The sequence below is a fragment of the Corallococcus sp. CA053C genome (assembly GCF_003611675.1).
Taxonomy (GTDB): domain Bacteria; phylum Myxococcota; class Myxococcia; order Myxococcales; family Myxococcaceae; genus Corallococcus.
Genome location: NZ_RAWA01000611.1, coordinates 1 through 3,986 on the forward strand (window position 1 = coordinate 1; position 3,986 = coordinate 3,986).

Below are 3,986 nucleotides of genomic sequence, written 5' to 3' on the forward strand. Positions count from 1 at the left end.
GGCGCTACCTGCCCGAGGGCCCGTGGGGGGAGTGGCTCGCGTCCATCCTGGCCGGGGTGGGGCTCGCGGAGTCGGTGGCCTTCACGCCGCTGGAGCGCCGGGCATGGAGGGAGGGCGCCGTGCTGCGTCCGCTCGACTGGAACGCGTCGCTGCGTCTGGAGCGGCGGGGCCTCGTGGGCTTCAGCGCGGAGGGCACGCCGGCGCTCACGTCGGAGCGGGCGCGCGTGGACCTCATCCACCTGCCCATGGGCGAGCCCCAGTGGGTGGCCGAGGGTACGCCGGTGCTCCTCGCGGCCGGCTTTCTTCCGACGGGCATCCGCCTCCACCAGCACGAGCCGGATGAACTGGTCTTCCAATACGTGGCAGCCCCGTGGGCAGCGCGCGAAGCCAAGTATAGCTCCTGGCACTTCGCGTACTCGTTCATGCAGTAGCGCTTCCACTCCGGCAGGTCCTCCCGGGCAAGTTCCTTGGCGACCCTGGCGGCGAAGAGGATTTCCTCTGCCTCGAAGTCCGTGGCCCCGCAGCGCATGGGGTTGCCCGGGTGCTTCTTCACGCAGCAGCTGATGGTGGAGTCCTGGGGGCCGCACTGCGCCTGGGCCAGGTACACCGAGGTGGCGCTGGGCTCGGCGGCGCTCGCCCGGGCATGCGCACCGCCACCGCAGCCCGCGTCCACCAGCGCGAGTGTCGCCACGCGCATGCCCAAGAATCGGGTGTTCCGACCGTGCATGCATGGCCGCTTAGGCCCGTTTTGCTTGAAATTCAATCCCTCGCAGGAGGGAGCCGGGGCCGCGCATGGAGGCCGGCCCCGGGCGATGCGTCTATGCGATGAGTGCTGGCAACCCACCCGGACGGGGCAGCAGCTCCACCATATCCCCTTCCTTCGGAGCGAAGGCCGGTGAGTGGAAGCTGATGAAGATGGGCAGCGACGCCGTGGGCTCCACGCTTGTCACCTTTGCCGTCGCCTCCGTGCCCTTTATGCGCACGGTGACTCCCTGGTGGACCTCACGCAGCCCGCGCTCTACCGCGAGGTAGAGCCCGCCGCCCTCCTCGTCGGGTGCCACCTCTGTCACCTTCACGGTGATGAGTGGAGTTGCCCCGCTTCCGCGAGTGTCGCGAAGGTGCTCCCCGGTACGGCGCGGGCCGTACCGGGAGCGGTGGGGAGGTCTGGGGCCTCCCCACTGGCCGTCCATCCGCTATCCGCCGAGCGCCTGCTGGATGGGCAGGACGTTGACGCCCAGCACCTGCGGATTGCCCTTGGGCACCGAGATGCGCAGCGTCATCGCGCCGGAGCTGTCGAAGCTGACGCTCGTCTGTTGGCCGCCCGAGGCCGAGGCGCTGAAGAAGGGCCAGAAGCCGGCGGACGCAGAGCCCGTAATCGTCTGCTGCTCGCTCGAGCTGAAGGTCGCGGACGAGGTGATGGTCGCGTCAATGCCGTCCACGACGACCAGCTCCGTCGACAGACGCTTGAGGTTGCCGTTGCCGCCGAACGTGGACTCCCAGTCCGGCTGCTGCCCCGGTGTCCACACGGTGTTGTCCGGGGTGCGGTAGCCGAGGCTGAGCGCCGCGGAGCTGTACCAGCCGCCCGGAGCCGCGGCGAACGAGAGCACCCGCCCGAAGGAGGCCTGGACCGTGACCTTCGAACTCGACGCCTTCGTGTTCAGCTGGTCGAAGTCGCCGCCCGCCCCAGCCCGGAAGAAATCGTACGCACCACTGATGCTGCCCGAGGCCCAGGTGTGTGAGACGTCCGAGGAGGCCGTGGAGCTGTCGAACGACAGCGTGCGCTGGGGGGCCTGCGTCAGCTCATCCTTGAGGTTCTGGATGGTCTTGCTGAAGATGGGACCGTTGTTCGCATCGATGTAGGCCGGGTTGAGTACGTTCTTCACGGCCAGGCCCACCGTGCCGTTGAGCAGCTGCTGGTACTGGATGGAGGCCTTCGTGGCCGTGCCCGGGTCGAGGTTGAGCTGCGCCCACTCATTGAACGCGTTGAGCACGTTCGTGCCGGGCTTGAGCGCCTTCTGGGCGGCCTGCCACGCCGGGTAGGAATCCCCAAGCGTCTGGCGGAACTGCGCCCCGTCCGGAGGCATGAGGTTCATGACCACGGCCCGGTAGGTGTCGTAGAAGCTGTTGAAGCTCGACTGGGAGAAGACCTGGGTCAGCGAGTCGGGCGGGATGCTGTTGAAGATGTTCCAGATGCCCATCGAGGTGAACGGCAGGGGCGCGCTGCTCTGGAGCAGCTGGAACGTATTCGCGTTGAGGCCCAGGCCGGCGACGAGGGCGTTGTACCACTTGTCCTGCAGCGTGTTCATGGCGTCGTCGCCAGTGGAGCCGAGGAGCGAGTCCGAGGGACGCGCTACGAGCGACTGCATGAACAGGTTGGGAGAGCTCTTCGGGCGCTCCAGCTGGTTCCCGTTGGAGAGCACCTGCAGCGCGCTGGGACCGTCATTCTGGATGAACACGGTGTTGCCGCCCCCGTTGAAGGTGTCCGTCCCACCGGGGGCGAGGGAGCGCTGGGAGTAGCCCGAATGGGTGATGGTCAGATGGTATTGGGTGTTGCCACCCGCGGGCCGGCCCGTGTTGTAGATGTGGAAGGTCCCCGTGATGACGCCCAGGGCGTAGATGCGCCGGTCCGGCGGAATGGTCCGGACCGCGGCAACCGCCGAGGTGAGCTGATTGCCATCCAAGATGCTCTGCTTCGCGCTGCCCTTAGACATTGCTTCGCTCATGACTGGCCTCTCCTGTGACTGTCTTCATCAGGGATGGTTGCCCGGCGGCATGCCGGTGCGCCCCCCGCCGGGTGCAGTAGCAGCACGCATGCCAACGGTGCTCGCGGCAGGAGCGGTGCTCGTACTGCCGCGCAATCACTCGAAAAGTAAGGCGGCGGAGCTCGCTCCTTCGATTCAGCTCTCACCCCCAACAGGCTTCCCGTCGCTCGCCTGCGTTGGGGGCGCATGCGGACGGCAAGGTCTTGCCAGGAACGCCTTGCCGGCCATTGCCGACTGGCAAGAACTTGCCGTTTGAAGACATTGCGAGTCGCCCGCTTCCGCGAACCCTGGCTGGCTTTCGCGTTCAGGCCGACGCAGAAGCCATTCATCTGCTCGGCAGCGCGCCGCCATCTCCTCAGGGTTGGCGGGGCGCAGGGGGGATCCGCGCCACGTTGTATTCGTGCTCATCAGTGGGGCCCAAGTTCTACGAATCACTCGGACGCTTCAGGCCGCACTCCCTCAGATCTCCGCAGTGCGGGAGTGAAGTCGTCCGGTCACGTCGTATCTTCGTCTACGAAAGTCGCACGGAAGTAGGAACCTTCGAGGTGGGTGCCTTCGAGGTTGGCGCCTTGGAGGTGGGCGTCTTGAACGAGAAGGCGCCGTGCGGAGCGGGGAATGGGGCTGCGCCGCAGCGGGGACACCGCCGGACTCGCGCTCTCGGCCACGGCACGGCTCACGCTTCCCCAGGGCGACACGGACCTCCAGGCGTCGGAGGTCTTCTTCTCCGCGCTGCTCGCGGGCGTGGCGCTGCGAGAGTCCCCGGCGGACGGACGCATCCGCCTGCGCATGCCGGTGGACCTGCGGCGGATGCTGGGCCTCGGGCGGACGCTGGGCAATGGCTGCTCCGCGGTGCCGATTGAGATCTCCCTGAAGGAGGTCCGCGCCCGGCTGGAGGCCCCGCGCGAGCTGGCCTGCTTCCTCCGCTCCGAGGTGCAGCGGGTGCTCGATGAGGGCGTGCACTGGACGACGGCGCTGGAGTGCATGGCGGTGGCCCGGCTCGTACCGGCGCGGGTGCTGCGCAAGCACGCGCGTCCGGGGCTCATCGCCGAGCCCCGGACGAACACGCTCGTCGTCACCTACCTGGGACGGATGGACACGCACTTCACGGAGGCGCCGCTCCGCATCCGCTCCATGCGCAGCCACACGGCCACCTGGGGCGCCACGGGCCTGTCGTTCGCGGACACGCTCAACATCAACACGGCGGCCTTCGAGGGACTCTGGACG

Annotated in this window: 4 protein-coding genes; 2 read left to right on the plus strand and 2 right to left on the minus strand. The window is 67.9% G+C overall.

What is annotated here, in order from left to right; translation table 11 throughout:
• Positions 1–431: hypothetical protein (locus D7V97_RS45070; RefSeq protein ID WP_158623562.1), on the plus strand; the 431-nt coding region annotated here is incomplete at its 5' end.
• 387 nt (positions 432–818) lie between these two features.
• Here D7V97_RS45070 and D7V97_RS40895 read toward each other — a convergent pair.
• Together D7V97_RS40895 and D7V97_RS40900 are read right to left on the minus strand one after the other, a co-directional pair.
• On the minus strand, positions 819–1,061 hold the full coding sequence (locus tag D7V97_RS40895) for a hypothetical protein (protein ID WP_147445195.1): 243 nt from the start codon (positions 1,059–1,061) through the stop codon (positions 819–821).
• Positions 1,062–1,193: 132 nt separating this feature from the next.
• Positions 1,194–2,723 (minus strand): hypothetical protein, encoded by a 1,530-nt coding sequence (locus D7V97_RS40900; protein WP_147445196.1) that lies wholly within the window; start codon positions 2,721–2,723, stop codon positions 1,194–1,196.
• Positions 2,724–3,377: 654 nt separating this feature from the next.
• Between D7V97_RS40900 and D7V97_RS40905 the strand changes: the two genes are divergently transcribed.
• Positions 3,378–3,986, plus strand: a 609-nt coding sequence (locus D7V97_RS40905; RefSeq protein ID WP_147445197.1) for a hypothetical protein, incomplete at its 3' end; no start/stop codon positions are given.

Coding starts and splice junctions, on each gene's coding strand:
- D7V97_RS40900 (WP_147445196.1), bottom strand. CDS start 2,723: ATGAGCGAAGCAATGTCTAAGGGCAGCGCGAAGCAGAGCATCTTGGAT.